This is a genomic window from Clostridium pacaense (assembly GCF_020709765.2).
GTDB classification, from domain to species: Bacteria; Bacillota; Clostridia; order Lachnospirales; family Lachnospiraceae; genus Enterocloster; species Enterocloster hominis.
This window is the reverse complement of sequence record NZ_JAJFEB020000007.1, coordinates 34,860-51,233: the sequence shown is the minus strand read 5'-3', so window position 1 is coordinate 51,233 and position 16,374 is coordinate 34,860. Positions and strand designations below refer to the sequence as shown.

The following is a 16,374-nucleotide window of genomic DNA, read 5'->3' as shown; positions in this document are numbered from 1 at the left end:
AGATAGAAACTATCAGTATGTTGACTTTATTACATGCGCCGCATGCCAACTACTCCCTTATCACTTGCTACATTTTAAGTGACCAGGAAGAAAATGTCAAGAAAAATTCTCAATTCATTGTAAAAAAACAGCCCTTGTGCTAAACTGAAAAACGTACGCATGCCTGGCGTTCCATGGATTCTTCACGCAGACACGCCCCGGTTCCTTAACCGGCAGAAGGCCACGGCGGCAGGGCGCCCTGGTTAAGATAAAAAACAGAATATACGGAGATAGTATGTGAGATGAAAAAGTCATATGAGATTGATATGTGCAATGGCCCGCTTCTGAGCAAGATCCTTTTATTTTCCGTTCCTTTGATGATGTCAGGCATCCTGCAGCTTCTGTTCAATGCAGCGGATATCATCGTGGTGGGCCGGTTTGCCGGCAGCAGCGCCCTTGCGGCGGTGGGCTCCACCTCCTCCCTTATCAATCTGCTTATCAATGTGTTTGTGGGCCTTTCCGTGGGCGTCAATGTCCTGGTGGCCAAGTATTATGGCGGCCAGAGGGAAAAGGACATGAGCGAGACCGTCCACACGGCCGTGCTGACAAGCCTGCTAAGCGGGCTTTTCCTGGTAATCCTGGGAGGGGTTGCAGCCAGGCCCCTGCTCCACCTGATGGGGACGCCGGATGACGTGCTGGACCAGGCCGTGCTTTATATGAGGATTTATTTCCTGGGCATGCCGGTGCTGATGGTCTATAACTTCGGCGCGGCCATCCTGAGGGCAATCGGGGATACCAGACGGCCCCTGTATTTCCTGTTCATGGCAGGCGTGGTCAATGTGGCGCTGAACCTGTTCTTTGTCATAGGTCTTGGAATGGGCGTGGACGGGGTTGGCTGGGCAACCGTCATATCCGAGCATGTGTCAGCCCTTCTGGTGCTGAAAAGCCTGATGGAAGCCCCGGGCGCCCTGAAGCTGAACCTCAGGGAACTGCGGATTTATCCAAAGAAGCTGAAACGGATTGTGAAGATTGGGCTTCCGGCCGGCATGCAGGGCGCCATCTTCTCCATTTCCAATGTGCTGATCCAGTCCTCGGTCAACTCCTTTGGCTCCATTGCCATGGCTGGCAATACCGCTTCCGCCAATATCGAAGGGTTTGTGTATACAGCCATGAACGCGGTGTACCAGACCAATCTCAGCTTTACCAGCCAGAATCTCGGCGGCAGGAAATACAGCCGTATTAACAGGATCATGTATATCTGCCTGGCTGTGGTGACCATTGTGGGCATCACGCTGGGGATAACAGCCGTGCTGGCAGGCGATTTGCTGCTGGGAATCTATTCCTCGGATGCCCAGGTGCTCCACTACGGCATGCTGAGGCTGGAAATCATCTGCGGCACTTATTTCCTCTGCGGCATCATGGACTGTATGGTGGGCAGCCTGCGCGGCCTTGGATATTCCATCATTCCCATGTTCGTGTCCCTGACAGGGGCCTGCGGATTCCGTGTGCTCTGGGTATTTACCGTGTTTGCGGTATACCGTTCCCTGGACGTGCTCTATCTGTCCTATCCGGTGTCCTGGGCCATCACGGCCGTTGCCCATATGATTACCTTCCGCAAGATACGCAGGAAGATACCGCGGCAGGATTCGATGCCTTTGGCGTAGGAGATGGCGCCAGGTTTCCTGATGGCGTTATCTGCGATTGGGGGCCGTTTACCCATGATGGAGGCCGTTTACCCATGATGGAGGCCGTTTACCCACAATAGAATACCGTTTTCCCATGATAGAATACGATACATAAGAAAGGTAGCAGAACCATATGCTTTTTAGTTCACTTACATTTGTATGGTTTTTCCTTCCTGCATTGGCCCTTGTCTATTACCTGGCGCCGGGCAGGAAGCTTAAAAATGCAGTCCTGCTCATTGCCAGCCTTCTGTTTTACAGCTGGGGCGAGCCAAGGTATGTAGCGCTGGTCATCTTATCCATCCTGTTCAACTACCTCTTCGGCCTTGCAATCGGAAGGCTTGGGGACAGGACGGGCCTTAAGCGGGCAGCGCTGGCCCTGTGCATCGGGGCCAACCTGTGCCTTCTGGGATATTTCAAATACTTTAACTTCTTCCTGGAGCTTGCCTATACCGTAATGGGAAAGGAGGGCTTCATACCCAGGAACATTGCGCTGCCAATCGGCATTTCCTTTTATACCTTCCAGGCTGTTTCCTATATTGCTGATATATACCGGGGCGTAAAGCCAATCCAGAAAAATATATTCCGGCTGGCCCTGTACATTTCCCTGTTCCCGCAGATCCTTTCAGGCCCCATTGTGAAATACAACGAACTGGAGCCGCAGATAGGGGAGCGCAGGGAAAGCATTTCCATGCACGCATATGGCATCCGCAGGTTTGTTTACGGCCTTGCCAAGAAAATGGTGTTTGCAAATATGTTCGGTCAGGTGGTGGACCGGATATGGGGCCTTCCCCTGGAACAGCTGGGAACGGCCGTTGTCTGGTTTACGATCCTGCTCTACAGCCTCCAGATTTATTATGACTTTTCCGGTTATTCGGATATGGCAATCGGGCTGGGGCGGATGTTTGGGTTTACCTACCAGGAGAATTTCAACTATCCGTATCTGTCCGCCTCCATCAGCGAGTTCTGGCGCAGGTGGCATATATCGCTGTCCACCTGGTTTAAGCAGTATCTCTACATTCCCCTGGGCGGCAACCGCAAGGGGCTTACAAGGACCTGCATCAACCTGTCCGTGGTGTTCTTGGCAACCGGGCTGTGGCATGGGGCCAGCATGAACTTCATCTGCTGGGGGATTTATTATGGAATCTTCATTGTGGCGGAGCGGCTGTGGCTTGGCAAGGTTCTGGAAAAGAATCCCTGCAAGGCGCTGAATCATGTGTATACCCTGCTTGTGGTCATGTTCGGCTGGCTGCTGTTCCGGGTTGGGAGCCTGCATCAGGCCAAGGTGCTGGTGACGGCCATGCTGTCGCCCAGGGCTGGGCTGTGGAACCTGAGGATTTTCATGGATAACAGGATTATTTTCCTGCTGGTCCTGGCGGTCTGCTTTTGCGGGCCTGTGCAGAAACTGTTTCCGGGGCTTACAAAGCGTCTGTATGACGAGGAACGGACGGGGGCTTTGGATGTGGCTGTCATGGCGGCCCTGCTCCTGCTCTGCACCGTCCTGATGGTCAGCAGCACCTACCAGGCGTTCATCTACTTCAGGTTCTGATACATGATTCCGATACATATAAGGGAGTACATTTATGATAAAGAAAATAATGATTGGGGGCTTCTGGGCTATCCTGCTTCTCCCGAACCTTCTGTTCCCGCTGGTAAAAGGAAATGGGGACAGCGGCAGTGCGGAGAACCGGAGCCTGGCTGAATTCCCGGTCTTTGAGGCAAAAGACTTTGAGGCATATCCTTCGGAAGTGGACAGCTATATCAATGACCATGCCGCGTTCAGGAACCGTTTCCTGAGCATTAACTCCGTGCTTAACCTGAAGCTGTTCGGTTATGCGGATTCCCAGGACGTCATACGGGGGAAAGAGGGCTGGTACTTTTTTGCAGGCGGGATGAGCCTGTTTGACGCCCTTGGCACAGAGCCTTTTTATCAGGATGACGTGGCCATGATCGGCAATGAGATCATCCGGGCCGCCAGCTATTATGAGGGCAGGGGGATTCCCTTCCTGATGATGATCCCGCCCAACAAGGAAGGCGTTTACAGGGAATATATGCCGGACTGCTATGAGCGGGTCTGGGACGGGAACCGTCCGTCCCAGCTGGAGGAATATCTTGGGGAACATTCCGGTATCACGGTGCTGGACCCCAGGGAGTATTTTAACGCCAACCGGGATTATACATGGTACTATAAGACGGATACCCACTGGAACTTTGCAGGGGGATATGTGGGTTCCCAGATGATCATAGAGGCATTGGGGGGAAATGCAGTGCCCATAGAGGATGTAACCGTGACCTATGAGGCGGCTGCGCCAGGTGATCTGGTGAACCTGTTCCATCTGCCGGAACAATACTGCAGTGATGAGAATGCAGTCATCACAGGCTTTGGCGACAATCTGGCCGTCCATGTGGAGGATGTGCTGGGGGATAAGAACATCCTCCACATGTCTACGCCGGGGGCGCCGGACGGCAGGCGCATTGCCGTGATCCGCGATTCCTTTGGCACGGCCCTGATGGACAAGCTGCCCAGGTATTTTGCCAATGTGGATTTTTACCATTGGCAGGCATTTGATTACACCATGCTGGAGGAAAATCCGCCGGATGCAGTGATTTATGAAATTGTGGAGAGGGATCTGACCAGGATTCCCCAGGATGTGGCAAAAATGGTGCCCGTGAATGCTGATTAACAGGGGCAAACTGTAAATTTTATGCAGAAAAGGTTAAGAAACACTTTTGCAAACCCATGAAATATCGTATAATCAGATGGAATGGTTTGGCATATTTTAAGTAAAGGAGAAGGACAGACATGAAGATTTTAAATTTTGGGTCATTGAATATTGATTACACCTACAGTGTGGATCATTTTGTAAGAGGCGGGGAGACCTTATCGTCAGAAACCATGAATGTGTTTTCCGGCGGAAAGGGACTGAACCAGTCCATTGCCCTGAGTAAGAGCGGGGCAGCGGTATGGCACGCAGGGGCAATCGGGACAGGGGACGGGGATTTCCTGGTAGGACAGCTTAAAAGCGCAGGGGTTAACACGGAGCTGATTGCGGTACTGGAAGGAAAGACAGGACATGCCATCATCCAGAAGGCAAAGGACGGGGGCAACTGTATCCTTTTATACGGCGGCGCCAATCAGATGATAACAAAGACAATGGTGGATGAGGTCATCAGCCATTTTGAGGCAGGGGACTATCTGGTGCTTCAGAATGAAATAAGCGAAATCGGCTATATCATGGAGAAGGCCCATGAAAGGCAGATGAAGATTGTGCTGAACCCATCGCCCATGGATGACAAGATTGCAGGATACCCGCTTGAGTATGTGGACTATTTCCTGTTAAATGAGATTGAGGCAGGGGATATCTGCGGCGAGCAGGGAGAGGGCGAGGAACTCCTTAAGAAGCTGTCCGCCAAGTTCCCATCCGCCAAGATCGTACTGACACTGGGCGGCGACGGATCCCTTTACCGGGATGGGGACCGGCTTTTGAAACAGGGGATTTACAAGGTCAAGGTGGCAGATACAACTGCGGCAGGGGATACCTTTACCGGGTTCTTCATCGGAGGACTGGTTCAGGGCATGGATGCGGCGGACGCGCTGGAATGGGCGGCCAAGGCAGCGGCCATTGCAGTGTCACGGCCAGGGGCAGCGCCTTCGATTCCTTCTAAGGAGGAAGTGGACCGGTTTTAGGAACTGGGATTGAAGAGAGTGATTAGAGGTCGGGATTAGAGGTCAGGATGAAGGGTTAGGTATTCGAGGTTAGGTATTCGAGGTTAGGTGTTAGAGGTTAGAGGCAGAGGTAGGTGGCCGGAGGCTGCGTAAACCTCTGCTTTGTTTATGTCACAAAAAAACACTTGCTCTGCAGGGGGAGGGAATATTTTCAGATAAAAGAAACTCCTGTGCTGCAATCCGTTGGGTACATGACGATATAGACGGGTATCATGGAGGACTTGAAAGAAACCCACAAAGGACAGCACCAGCGGCCGGAGAACTCCGCCACCAAGGAATTGAAATGCGATATGGAGGAAGTGGCGGACTTCAGGGGGAGCCGGGCGGAAAAGCTGATAATGCTTTTCCGCAGGCAGGCAAAGCTAAAATAAAGCCGTTTGATGGAGAAAGATTGACGGAGAAAGAAAAACAGTGGCTAACCCGTATCGCAAAAGTCCGAACTGGCGAGAAATCCGGTAAACCAGAGGGGCAGGAAGCGGTAACAAGATGGACAGATTTTCTGGGGAATGGTAGAATACGGGTATGGAAAACAGCTTCAGGCCAAGTTGGCCCGAAGTGAGATATGCGCCTTTGGATAATAAGGCGTGCATGACAAAATTTGGGGGGAGATGTATATGGAAAAATTTGTGGAAGTGAACGGCTATAAAAATTTTGTATATTGTTATGGTCAAGGCTCTATTACCCTGGTGCTTTTGTCTGGGTCGGGAGTACCTTTCCCGAGCTTGGAATACAAAACTCTGGCAAAATCATTATCCGAAACCTATCAAGTAATTGGAATTGAAAAGTTGGGTTATGGACGCAGTGACCTGGCTGAAAACAATCGGGATATTGACAGCGTTATTCATGAATATAGAAGCGTATTACAAAAATTAGGAATAAATTCACCTGTTGTGTTGGCAGCACATAGTATGGGATTTTTAGAGGCTCTCCGCTGGGGACAGCAGTACCCTTTTGAAATCGCTGGTATCCTTGGCATTGACCCTGCAACGCCAGATTGTTACAGGGAGTTTGATGTAGAAGAGGCTACAAAAAAACTGAAAGGGATGTCAGTGGATGCACTCTGCCGAAAAGCAACCGCTAGTGCCTTAGTGGAACAATTAATGGAAGAACAGGATATTTCCAATATGGAAAAGAATGAAATTGAAATTTTGGCATTTCGTAATCTGGCTAACCAAAATTGGATTAGTGAAGCTGAAAACTTGAGAAATGCGATTGGTCTAGTGGAAAGGGATGATCCATATCTGCAGGTTCCAATGTTATTCTTTTTATCGAACGGAGAAGGTACGACACTCAAAAAAGAGAATTGGATTGAATGTTCTTTACAATATTTAAATCATATAAGAGTTTCACAATACGAAGTATTTGACCTTCCACATAATTTGTATAAGTTTGCATATCAGGAAATCGCCCAATCATCGAGGACTTTTATATCGGAATATATTGAAAAAAATATAAATTAGGAAACTATGCCTTATTGGATAAAGGTGCAGGCAGCAAAATAGGGAGAGGATATCAAGGATAGTATAAGCGGTACGCGGTCCTTGACACCCTCTCCCTGGTTTGCTTATCAGTAATCAAGGCAGGAAAACCCCCGTGTGGCTTTCCTATCGCTTCAAGTGTGCTTGCCCTCCCCGGCAGCAACGACACTCGAAGCGATGATGCCGACAGTGCGTATAACACACTACACCTTGCAGGCAAGGCCGTGTGCAAAAAGGGGTGTTGCCCCCTTTGGGGCTAAGCTGGTGGTCTTGACTTTTCCGGAGACGGGCGGGGAGACAGGTGAAGGAGGCGGGGCGGCGCGTTTCCTTGGTCTGGGAATGAATGTCTGCCTATTTATCCTTCTGGCGCTGCGCCTGTTCCTGCCGTAACCTTTCTTTGGCCCCGGAAACGGTTTCGCCGTCTTTCGTAAGATAGGCGTCTATAAACCTGTCTTCAATTTTTGTGTATCCGTCTATTACACTGCGTTCGATTTTATGAAAACTCCCTGTGGCAGCTTTGGCTATTTTTTCATTTGCCTTTACAAGGTTTGATTTTGCCATCATTCATATTCCTTTCTTTAACAAAAATACCCCACACGCTGACTGCGTATGAATTTCCTGCCAGTTCCGGTTTGGGATATGGCGGAGGCGGCAGATGGAACGGTCTCATTCTTTTATGCCTTTTGTCAATGGAATCAGGCAGATCAGGATGAGGATTCCCACAAGACCGGTTGCGGTTCCGGCAATCATCCTGCCCCATACCATGGTCAGGCACATCCCCACGCCCAAAGCCAGCGTACCGGCAATCACGGCAATCATTGTAAAAATTATTTTTCCGGAAAGCCGGATGGGCTTCTTATGCTCCATTTTCCTCCATACAAGCAGTGTAATCAGGGCCATTAGCAGACCAGCGCAGCCGCACACAAGTCCGGGCCGGAAGGCCGCCCATTCCGGGATAAGAGCCATACACATACCAAGGGCAAAAAGCACACCGCTCACAGTTCCTGACATCATTGCAACAAAACTACTTTTTTTCATGTAAAAGACCTCCTGAATGTTATATTTATTAAACCAACAGTTGTTGCTTTAATCTGAATATAGTATAATGTTCCTGATAACCTAAAACAATCATCAATTTTCCAACAAGTGTTGGGATAAAGGAGATTTTTATGAATACACCCAATAATAAACGAAAGAAAGAGTCCATTGAACGGATTGAACGGGTTTTTCTTGACATGCTCCAAACCAGGGAATTAGCTGAAATCAGCATATCGGATATCTGTAAACAGGCCAAATTAAACCGCACGACTTTTTATGCAAATTATACGGATATATATGGATTGGCCGATTCAATACGGGACAAACTGGAAGCTGATTTATCCAACTTATACCGGGATGAAATCACACAGGGATTTAACAGCAACGATTATCTTAAACTGTTCCGTCACATAAAGGACAACCAGATATTCTATAAGACCTACTTCAAACTGGGGTATGACGATAACTACAAGATCATCACTTATGATATGAACCTTGCAGGACAGCATTTCCAAAACCGTTTTATTGTTTATCATATGGAATTTTTTAAAAGTGGGATAACAAGGATCATCAAATTATGGCTGCAGGGCGGCTGCAAAGAAAGTCCTGAAGATATGTTCGGAATCATAAAAAGTGAGTATCAGGGTCGTGATAAGTTATTTTCCATAAAGGAATGAATATGGCTGGACATGCCGGAACTGGCGTAAATTTGCTTAAATTTCACATAATTATCGGAAAATATAAACAATTAATAAGATTCATGCATCATCAATTGTATAAAAATAGGAACAATTGTAATTAATTGGCTATAAATATAAATAAACTAAAAAGATTATAAAAAAACGAAAAAAGCATTGACAAATGACAGGCCATTTACTATAATAAAGACAACAAAAGAACAGAGAACAAAAAGAATTCAAGGAACTGTAGACAATCAGTTCACAAGTAACTTAAATCCAAGCAAAGGAGGTACGGACCACCAAAGACTGAATTTTAGTTTCATATATAATCAAAGAAATTTATTATATATGAGACCAGGAGAAACCAATCTACTAAAAGCAAAACGCTCAAACAGTAAAGTAATTTAAGTAATTGATTTAAAGAAACAAAAGAATCCAATCGGTTGGTAAACGATTCAAAGAGTAACAAAGTTTCAATAGATTAAAGAAGTTCCAAGTGAATGGGTAAGTTCACAAAAGAAAAGTATTTAATATTATAGAAGCAAGTCAACAAATTGAAGAGTTAAAAAGCAATTGCAGTATTTAAAGAGATAATTTAAAGAAACAAGCTGTTAAGTAGAAACATTTATTATTAAGTGGTTGATAGCATTTTCAATTAGCTATCTCAAGAGTATCAATAAAAATCGTGTATCGGTTTAGTGATATGACGAGAAAGTATCATTAGAACGAAATAGATTGATACCGGATAGTATAGTAAGCAAGAAGTAAGGAAAATGAATCAGACATACTGGTAAGATGAAGTAACAGGAGCGTAGTAGCAATAGTAGAGAGGTGTAACAACTTAATATAGAAGTAAAAAGAAACAATTGTTTCAGAAAAGTGAGGCTTGGTCCAATGGACGAAATAGTCAGAAGACGGATATCGTAATCGAGAACGTGGTTAGTCAAAGATTCGATATCCGTCTTCTATGTTGTGTAGGAAGCCTTGATGATAAGGATAAGAGGGAATGTTGGGCGTTTCGGATGAAGGGGCGCTTTTTTTGTGGGTTTTACAGGCCTTCCAGGTCAAAGGGGGGCGTGTATTCCTCTTTTGCACTGCTCTTTTGCTGCATGAAACCATGGGTAAGACCAAGCTCCAGTGCGGCGTCCACCACGCGGTTGTATTCGTAGGTGGTTATGCGGCGGTTCAGGCCGGGATAGCTGCTGCTGCGGTGATAGGGCGTGTACTGGCTCAAGAGGCTGATCAGGTACTGGTCCTGGGGCAGGTTCTCTTTTATCCAGTGCAGAAGTGCAATGGAATCATCCTTATGGCCGGGAAGGACCATGTGGCGGATGATGACGCCTTTTTGCATGAGGGACGGGTCTGATTCCTGCCACACAGGGGCGCCTGTCTGGCGTATCATCTGAAGGATGGCCAGGGAGGCCCGTTCAAAGTAATCACCGGCGCGGGAATATCTGAGGGCCAGACGGTTATCATAATATTTGAAATCAGGAAGCCAGATATCCACATAACCTTCCAGGGCCTTGATGGTTTCAATGGTCTCATAGCCGCCGCTGTTGTAGACAATGGGAATGGCAAGCTCAGGGCGGACAAGGTCCAGGGCCGCCGTGATATGGGGCAGGTACTGGGTCGGTGTCACCAGATTGATGTTATGGGCGCCCTTGGCCTGCAGATCCAGGAAGATGCGGGCCAGCTGTCTGGTGGACAGCTCTTTCCCAAAGTTTTGGCTGCTCAGCTCCCAGTTCTGGCAGAAACAGCAGCGCAGGGTACAGCCTGAGAAGAACACGGTCCCGCTGCCGCCGGGGCCATTTTCCGGCCCGCTGATGCAAGGCTCCTCCCAGTGATGGAGGGCGGCGCGGGCAGCCTTCAGCTCATGGGTGCAGCCGCAGAAGCCCGCGGCCCTGGTATCTTCAGCCATGGTAGGGTCAGCCTTGGTATCTTCAGCCATGGAATGGCCGGCCCTGGTACGGTCGGCCTTACATGCCCTGGGACAAAGGCTGCAGGATGTGTAGCTGTCAAAGGAAATAGGGGTTCTGTGCTGCATGATTTGATATTCTCCTGGTTTTATATTCTCCTAAATGGTATAGTCCTGCTGTGCAGGCAGACGGTGCTGCTCCCTGTATTCTTTTGGGGAAACCCCGTATTCCTTTTTAAAGGCCCGGAAAAAGCTGGTATAGTCCTTGAAGCCATACTGGTGGTACACATGGCTGATTGGCTGGTCGGACAGGATTGCATTTTTACTGGCATGCAGGCGCTTTTTAAGGATGTACTGGTGAAGGGGGATGCCCATGTTATCCTTAAATATGTGGGAGATATGGTATTTGCTCACATAGAAAAAGGCGGAGAGGCTGTCCAGGCTTAAATCTCCTTCCAGGTGCTGGTTTATATAGTCACAGATATTGAGGTACAGGACATTTTCGTAGACCGCGGACTTCTGATGCAGGCTGTCATAGAGCAGGCGGTTGATATAGACCAGGAATGATACGGCCATGAGTTCGGATGCCAGACGGTGGAAGGCCCGCCCGCTGCCGGATTCCTCAATCAGGTCGGTCAGTTTTCCCTGAATCTCCTGGGTAGTGATGGTATCTGTGTGGAAGCGGTAGACCTGATGGCTTTCGGCATAATCAAAGCCGTAAGCCAGTTCCTCATCTGCCTGGCGCAGTTTGCGGTAATAATCATTTCCCAGCCAGAAGACAAAGCGCCGGTAGGGCTTGTCATGGGAGAGGAATTCGGGAAAATGCGGGACGCCCGGAGGAATCAGGAGACAGTCGCCGTATTCCAGCTGATAGCTTTTATCCCCCATGTGATATTCCACGTCACCTTCCAGAAAGAAGTAGAACTCATAGTAATCATGGACATGGGCGGCCACGGATTTAAGCGTGGCATCATTGTAATAGAACAGCTCAAAATCAACGGGCTGCATGTATTGCCTGGTGTTGAAATCCGAGGATATCTGTTTTTTCACGGGGAGTCTCCTTTCCGGCCGGTTTTCGTGCGGACCTGATTTATTTTACCCAATCTTAGCATGAAACAACAACATTTGCAATATGCACAACAAGTATCACTATGGACGAAAATCCTGAATCTGTTATAATAAAACTAAGTTAAGGGACAGATACCAACAACAATTCTTAAGGAGGAGTTTACACATGAAATTATCATTCAGATGGTACGGAGAAGATGACAAGGTAACCCTGGAGAACATCCGCCAGATTCCGGGCATGCAGTCAATTGTAACTGCTGTGTATGATGTGCCCGTAGGCGAGGTATGGAGCCGCGAGAGCATTGCTAAGTTAAAAAGGCAGGTTGAGGAAGCAGGCCTTGGCTTTGATGTGATTGAGAGCATCCCGGTCCATGAGGATATCAAGCTGGGTAAGCCGTCCAGGGACAAATATATTGAGAACTACTGTGAGAACATCCGCCGTGTGGCTGAAGCAGGCATCAAGTGCGTATGCTATAATTTCATGCCGGTATTTGACTGGACAAGGACCCAGTTAGACCATGAGCTGGGCGATGGTTCCACTTCCCTGGTATATTATCAGGAACAGGTAGATGCAGTGAATCCGTTAAACAGCGACAGCGACCTGACCCTTCCGGGCTGGGATTCCAGCTACACAAGGGATGGACTTAAGGCTGTTGTGGAGGAATACCACAACCTGACCGAGGATATGCTGTGGGATAATGTAAAGTATTTCCTGGAGCGCGTGATTCCGGTTGCAGCTGAGTGCGATGTGAATATGGCGATTCATGAGGACGATCCATGTTGGAGCATTTTCGGCCTGCCAAGGATCATTACCTGCGAGGAGAACCTGGACCGTTTCTTAAAGCTGGTGGACGACAAGCACAACGGCATCACGCTGTGCACCGGTTCCCTGGGCTGCTCTGCCAAGAACGACGTGGTAAGGATGGCCGGAAAGTATGCCGCCATGGGCAGGATCCACTTTGCCCACATCAGGAACGTGGCTGTGCTGGACAATGGATTTGAGGAGAGGGCACATCTGTCCTCCTGCGGTTCCCTGGATATGTTCGGCATCGTGAAGGCCCTGGTGGACAATGGATTTGACGGTTATGTAAGACCTGACCACGGACGTATGATCTGGGGCGAGACAGGACGCGCAGGATATGGCCTGTACGACAGGGCACTGGGCGCAACTTATCTGAACGGACTGTTTGAGGCAGTGGAGAAGATGAGCCGGTAGTCTGCGGACGGTTGTGGGCGGTTCTGCGGATTGGATTTTGTAAAATGATTTCATGAAAGATATGTTTCATAAAGCAATGGGAAAGGATCAGTGGGAAGATGGGCTGGTCCTTTTTCCTTATCATGCAGGTTTTTTGATGTGGCAAACGCATGGTGAGGAATGGTAATGCATGCTTAGGAATGGAAACGTATGGTGAGGAATGGAAACGCATGGTGAGGAATGGAAACGCATGGTGAGGAATGGAAATATATGGTGAGGAATGGTAACGCATGGTGAGGAATGGAAATGTATGCTGAGGAATGATAAAGCATGCTAAGCAATGGATGTAAGGAGGTATATGGATATGGAGTTTGGATTGAATCTGTCAGGACGCATGGCTGTGGTGACGGGAGCAGGAGGCATCCTGTGCGGCATGTTTGCCCGGACCCTTGCGCAGGCAGGGGCATCGGTGGCGCTGCTGGACATCAACCTGGAGGCGGCGGAGCGGACGGCCAGGGAGATACAGGCCCTGGGAGGCAATGCGGCTGCCTATGAGGTGGACGTGATGGACAAGGACAGGCTGGAAAGTGTCCATGCCAGGGTGTTGGCCGAGCTTGGACCGTGCGATATCCTCATTAATGGCGCCGGGGGCAACCAGGCATGTGCCAATACATCCAAGGAGTATTTTGAGATGGGGGATATTGAGGCGGATGTGGCTACCTTTTTTGATCTGGAATACAGGGGCGTGCAGAAGGTGCTGGATTTGAACTTTTTAGGCGCGTTCCTTACCTGCCAGGTATTTGCAAAGGATATGGTGGGCAGGGAAGGATGTAATATATTAAATATTTCCTCGGCCAGCGCGCTGCGGCCCCTGACCAGGATTCCGGTATACAGCGGCGCCGTGGCTGCGCTCAGCAACTTCACGCAGTGGCTGGCAGTGCATTTTGCCAGGGCGGGAATCCGTGTCAATGCCATTGCCCCAGGTTTCTTTGTGACAAAGCAGAATGAGGGGCTGCTGTATGAGGAGGACGGCACTCCGGCAGCCAGGACGGCCAAGGTGCTGGCCGCCACTCCCATGGGCCGTTTTGGTAAGCCCGGGGAGCTGAACGGGGCGCTGATGTTCCTTTTAAATAATGAGGCGGCCGGTTTCATAACCGGGGTAATCCTCCCGGTTGACGGGGGATTCGCAGCTAACGCAGGGGTGTGACCGGAGGCTTAACAGGCCCCGGCCCTGCTGATATACCGGGGAAGGCCGTTTTCCATGATCCGCTCCGGTTCTCCGGCAATCAAGGGAAGGGCGTATTCATGGAACGCAGGGCTGATGTCGGTGCCGCACGGGGTTATCCATTCCACCGGGAAGCCCTTTTCCTTGTTGCACACATTGCCCACATCCGTAAGGCCGAATTCCAGGCGGTAGCCAGGGCCGTCTGCGCGGGAGCAGGATACCATGCACCCGGTTGCACCGTTAAGGGACTGTTTCACGGCGGTGCGGCCTGAGAGGACGGCCTCCTCCACATCGGCGGCAGAGGCTAAGAGGCTGCTGCACCTCTGGTTCACGTTCAGTTCCACGGAACGGACCTTGACCTGGAAACGGTTGCGAACGTAGCTTTCCAGGATTTTTGCACTGCCTGTGAGCATTTTATGGCCAAATGTATCAAGCTGTGCTTCATTGGAATATTCACATATGAATTTGCCGCTTTTATCACGTATGCCTTCGGACACGCAGATTACTACATTGGGCTGCCTGTCCAGGGCTTTTTTTACGTCATCAAAAAAGCGTTCCATGGAGAACGGGACTTCGGGCATGTAGATGAGAAGCGGGTTGTCCCCCACATGCCTTCTTGCCAGGACGCTGGCAGCGGTGACCCATCCGGCGTGGCGGCCCATCAGTTCCACGATGGTGACGGCGGGCTGCTGGTACACGGAGGCGTCCAGGCAGATTTCCCGGACCGTGGAGGCCACGTACTTGGCAGCGCTTCCGTAGCCGGGGGTGTGGTCCGTGACCGGAAGGTCGTTGTCAATGGTTTTGGGGACCCCGATAAAGGATATGGTTTCATGGCGCAGGCGCGCGCACCGGGACAGCTTGTCCACCGTGTCCATGGAGTCATTGCCCCCGATGTAGAAGCAGGCGCCGATGTCCAGTGATGCGAACTTTTCAAACAGAAGCCCGTAGACAGGCGCGTCCATGTTGTTCGGGAGCTTGTAACGGCAGGAGCCTAAGTAAGCGGCGGGGGTCTGCTTTAACAGGAGCAGGTCTTCACTGTTAAGGCTTTCTGACAGGTTCATGCAGTGGCCGGAGAGGAAACCCTCAATGCCGTTTACCATGCCGTAAACCGCGCCTATCTGTTCAGGGTGGCTGCTGCCTTCTGTGATTACTCCGTATAAACTGGCGTTGATGACAGCGGTGGGACCGCCGGACTGGCCGACCAGGATATTCTTTCTCATGATGGTTCTCCTTAATTGTTATCCTTGTTGTTCTTAATGTTGTTCCTTATCTGTTCTTTCTGTTGTTCTTCTTGTTCAGGTCTTTTGAGCAAGTTTCTTTATGAGTATATAACAAACAAAAGGACAATGCAATCAGCTCTTGTTAACATGTATAGAATTCCATTCCAAATTTGTGTATATTGCCAATTGAAAACACATAAGGTCTGTGCTAATCTGTATACAGATATTAAAAGTTGTATACAAGTATGATGATTGGAATACAATCACGAAGTTAAAGGAGGATTTAAGTAATGGATATTCGTTATTCTGCAAATCAGAAAGATGTGAAGCGCTACACCACTGAGGAATTAAGGGATGAGTTCCTGATCCAGAACCTGTACGTGGCAGATGAGGTGGTTGCCGTGTATTCACATGTGGACCGTATGGTGACATTGGGATGCATGCCTGTGACAGAGACTGTTTCCATTGACAAGGGAATCGACTGCTGGAAGAATTTTGGCACCCACTACTTCCTGGAACGCCGTGAGATCGGTATCTTCAACATTGGCGGGGCAGGAAAGATCGTGGCTGACGGACAGGAATTCAACATGGGCTATAAGGACTGCCTGTATATCACAAAGGGCACCAGGGAAGTGTATTTTTCAAGCGTGGACGCTTCCAATCCAGCTAAGTTCTATATGGTAAGCGCGCCCGCCCATACATCCTTCACCACCACCTACATCCCCATCGAGAAGGCTGCCAAGAGACCATGCGGCGCTTCCGAGACAGCGAATAAGCGCGTGATTAACCAGTTCATCCATCCTGATGTGCTTCAGACCTGCCAGCTGTCCATGGGCATGACCGTATTGGAGGAAGGCAGTGTATGGAATACCATGCCGGCCCACACACATGAGCGCCGCATGGAGATATACATGTATTTTGAGGTTCCGGGTGACAACGTTGTGTTCCATATGATGGGAGAGCCAACAGAGACAAGGCATATCATCATGAAGAACGAGGAAGCTGTCATCAGCCCGTCCTGGAGTATCCACAGCGGTGCCGGTACATCCAACTATACATTTATCTGGGCCATGGGCGGAGAGAACATGGAGTTTGACGACATGGACACCATGATGCCGAACCAGATGAAATAATACAGCAGCCGGATAACACATGACGATGGCAGGG

At 49.3% G+C, this 16,374-nt stretch carries 15 protein-coding genes; 10 read left to right on the top strand and 5 right to left on the bottom strand.

Annotated elements, in window-relative coordinates:
* Nucleotides 1–281: 281 nt before the first annotated feature.
* The 6 genes from LK536_RS43110 (at nucleotide 282) to LK536_RS43085 (ending at nucleotide 6,848) form a co-directional block, all read left to right on the top strand.
* Nucleotides 282–1,643: an MATE family efflux transporter gene (locus LK536_RS43110; RefSeq protein WP_227796146.1), complete on the top strand. Its 1,362-nt coding sequence runs from the start codon at nucleotides 282–284 to the stop codon at nucleotides 1,641–1,643.
* 154 nt (nucleotides 1,644–1,797) lie between these two features.
* On the top strand, nucleotides 1,798–3,210 hold the full coding sequence (locus LK536_RS43105; protein ID WP_025486384.1) for an MBOAT family O-acyltransferase: 1,413 nt from the start codon (nucleotides 1,798–1,800) through the stop codon (nucleotides 3,208–3,210).
* Nucleotides 3,211–3,244: 34 nt separating this feature from the next.
* Nucleotides 3,245–4,345: an alginate O-acetyltransferase AlgX-related protein gene (locus LK536_RS43100; protein WP_120056913.1), complete on the top strand. Its 1,101-nt coding sequence runs from the start codon at nucleotides 3,245–3,247 to the stop codon at nucleotides 4,343–4,345.
* A gap of 119 nt (nucleotides 4,346–4,464) precedes the next feature.
* Nucleotides 4,465–5,349 carry a ribokinase gene (locus LK536_RS43095; RefSeq protein ID WP_008718267.1) on the top strand — a complete coding sequence of 295 codons (885 nt, stop codon included), beginning with the start codon at nucleotides 4,465–4,467 and terminating at the stop codon, nucleotides 5,347–5,349.
* 251 nt (nucleotides 5,350–5,600) lie between these two features.
* Nucleotides 5,601–5,759 carry a hypothetical protein gene (locus LK536_RS43090; RefSeq protein ID WP_155858485.1) on the top strand — a complete coding sequence of 53 codons (159 nt, stop codon included), beginning with the start codon at nucleotides 5,601–5,603 and terminating at the stop codon, nucleotides 5,757–5,759.
* Nucleotides 5,760–6,002: 243 nt separating this feature from the next.
* Nucleotides 6,003–6,848 carry an alpha/beta fold hydrolase gene (locus LK536_RS43085; protein WP_227796147.1) on the top strand — a complete coding sequence of 282 codons (846 nt, stop codon included), beginning with the start codon at nucleotides 6,003–6,005 and terminating at the stop codon, nucleotides 6,846–6,848.
* A gap of 369 nt (nucleotides 6,849–7,217) precedes the next feature.
* Here the strand turns inward: LK536_RS43085 and LK536_RS43080 are convergent, their stop codons facing one another.
* Entirely contained in the window at nucleotides 7,218–7,427 is a 210-nt protein-coding gene (locus tag LK536_RS43080; protein ID WP_227796173.1) for a hypothetical protein, read from the bottom strand.
* Between the two features lie 105 nt (nucleotides 7,428–7,532).
* Nucleotides 7,533–7,904 carry a PilN family protein gene (locus LK536_RS43075; protein WP_008718258.1) on the bottom strand — a complete coding sequence of 124 codons (372 nt, stop codon included), beginning with the start codon at nucleotides 7,902–7,904 and terminating at the stop codon, nucleotides 7,533–7,535.
* Between the two features lie 131 nt (nucleotides 7,905–8,035).
* On the opposite strand from LK536_RS43075, the gene LK536_RS43070 reads away from it, so the two are divergent.
* Nucleotides 8,036–8,581, top strand: coding sequence for a TetR/AcrR family transcriptional regulator (locus LK536_RS43070; protein WP_025486389.1), 546 nt, complete (start codon nucleotides 8,036–8,038; stop codon nucleotides 8,579–8,581).
* A gap of 1,051 nt (nucleotides 8,582–9,632) precedes the next feature.
* Here LK536_RS43070 and LK536_RS43065 read toward each other — a convergent pair.
* Nucleotides 9,633–10,628, bottom strand: coding sequence for a radical SAM protein (locus tag LK536_RS43065; RefSeq protein WP_025486390.1), 996 nt, complete (start codon nucleotides 10,626–10,628; stop codon nucleotides 9,633–9,635).
* A gap of 30 nt (nucleotides 10,629–10,658) precedes the next feature.
* Complete coding sequence (locus LK536_RS43060) at nucleotides 10,659–11,549, bottom strand: helix-turn-helix domain-containing protein (protein WP_025486391.1); 891 nt, start codon at nucleotides 11,547–11,549, stop codon at nucleotides 10,659–10,661.
* Nucleotides 11,550–11,733: 184 nt separating this feature from the next.
* Between LK536_RS43060 and LK536_RS43055 the strand changes: the two genes are divergently transcribed.
* Nucleotides 11,734–12,783 (top strand): mannonate dehydratase, encoded by a 1,050-nt coding sequence (locus tag LK536_RS43055; RefSeq protein WP_227796148.1) that lies wholly within the window; start codon nucleotides 11,734–11,736, stop codon nucleotides 12,781–12,783.
* Between the two features lie 337 nt (nucleotides 12,784–13,120).
* The gene (locus LK536_RS43050) at nucleotides 13,121–13,969 is read left to right on the top strand and encodes an SDR family oxidoreductase (protein WP_040379871.1); all 849 of its coding nucleotides are present in this window, start codon (nucleotides 13,121–13,123) and stop codon (nucleotides 13,967–13,969) included.
* An 8-nt stretch (nucleotides 13,970–13,977) separates the two neighbouring features.
* Here LK536_RS43050 and LK536_RS43045 read toward each other — a convergent pair whose 3' ends face one another.
* A complete protein-coding gene (locus tag LK536_RS43045) occupies nucleotides 13,978–15,207 on the bottom strand; it encodes a 6-phosphofructokinase (protein ID WP_227796149.1) in 1,230 nt (409 codons plus the stop codon).
* Nucleotides 15,208–15,497: 290 nt separating this feature from the next.
* Between LK536_RS43045 and kduI the strand changes: the two genes are divergently transcribed.
* Nucleotides 15,498–16,340: a 5-dehydro-4-deoxy-D-glucuronate isomerase gene (gene kduI / locus LK536_RS43040; protein WP_227796150.1), complete on the top strand. Its 843-nt coding sequence runs from the start codon at nucleotides 15,498–15,500 to the stop codon at nucleotides 16,338–16,340.
* Nucleotides 16,341–16,374 lie beyond the last annotated feature (34 nt).